Source organism: Azonexus sp. (assembly GCF_036170495.1).
Taxonomy (GTDB): Bacteria; Pseudomonadota; Gammaproteobacteria; order Burkholderiales; family Rhodocyclaceae; genus Azonexus.
In genome coordinates this window covers 1-1051 of record NZ_JAVHPH010000131.1, presented here as the reverse complement: position 1 = coordinate 1051, position 1051 = coordinate 1, and the positions used below count along the sequence as shown (strand labels likewise).

General features: G+C 60.1%; 1 protein-coding gene and 2 pseudogenes. All 3 read right to left on the bottom strand.

The genetic code is table 11. The annotated features are described in order from the left end of the window. Window positions 1-245: pseudogene (locus ADADOO_RS04105) on the bottom strand (Ni/Fe hydrogenase subunit alpha); the annotation flags it as partial. Window positions 246-350: 105 nt separating this feature from the next. Then, a complete protein-coding gene (locus ADADOO_RS04100; protein WP_511275245.1) occupies window positions 351-893 on the bottom strand; it encodes an NADH-quinone oxidoreductase subunit B family protein in 543 nt (180 codons plus the stop codon). 23 nt (window positions 894-916) lie between these two features. Next, window positions 917-1051: pseudogene (locus ADADOO_RS04095) on the bottom strand (2Fe-2S iron-sulfur cluster-binding protein); the annotation flags it as partial.

Below are 1051 nucleotides of genomic sequence, written 5' to 3'. Positions count from 1 at the left end.
TGGTGCGACACCGGGCAGATGCCGCACAGGCGCTGGACCATGACCGGGACTTCCCAATACGGCCGGCCCTGGATGAACTTCTCGAAGCCACGAAATTCGACGATGTGCAGGCGAACCTGATGCACCTTGTTCTGGTCGTCGAGCAGGATGGTCACCTTGCCGTGGCCCTCGACCCGGGAAACCGGGTCGATCGCGACGCGGCGCAGGGTTTCGGGGTGGGCGGCGGTTTCTAGTTGGTAGGTCATTTCAACCTCATCGAATTCATAAGCACCAGCTTTAAACGCAGAGGCGCAGAGACACGGAGAAAACCTGAATGGCTCTGCGCCTCCGCGTCTCTGCGTCGAAAAATATCAGTCATAGTGCATCAGCCCGTGACCCAGCTCGGGCTCTTTGCCGGCCAGCAGATCGGTCAGCACCTTCCAGATCGCGTCAGCCGATGGCGGGCAGCCGGGCATGAAGTAATCGATCTTGACGACCTCATGGATCGGGTGCACCTGGTTGAGCGGCAGCGGCAGCTCGGGATCGTTCGGAATCAGGCCGTTGGCCAGGCCCGGGCTGGTGTGATAGACCTCTTCGAGGATGGTCGTCAGGGGCAGGTGGTTGCGCTGCGCCGGCAGGCCGCCGTTGATGGCACAGGCGCCCATGGCAATCAGGATCTTGCAGTTTTTGCGGAACTCGCGCAGGACATGGACGTTCTCGGCATTGCACAGGCCACCCTCGATGATGCCGATGTCGCAGTCCGGGCTGCAATGCTTGATGTCGGTCAGCGGCGAGCGGTCGAATTCGATGTATTCGAGCAGCGTAAACAGCCGTTCATCAATGTCGAGAAAGGACATGTGGCAGCCGAAACAGCCGGCCAGCGAAGTCGTGGCGACCTTGAGTTTTTTCTTCATATCAACCTCGGCGTCGAGAAGTTTTAACCGTTGTCATTTGCCATCTCGGAAATCGGCGCCTTGTCGTACTTGCGCTCGCCGATCGGCACGGCAAAGCCCTGGCGTTTCTTGAGGATGACGCCGACCGGGCAGACCTGCGCCGCCTTGTCGGCCAGCGT

Bases quoted from the DNA above. Each gene is read 5' to 3' on its own strand.
- ADADOO_RS04100 (WP_511275245.1), bottom strand. From the start codon at position 893: ATGAAGAAAAAACTCAAGGTCGCCACGACTTCGCTGGCCGGCTGTTTC.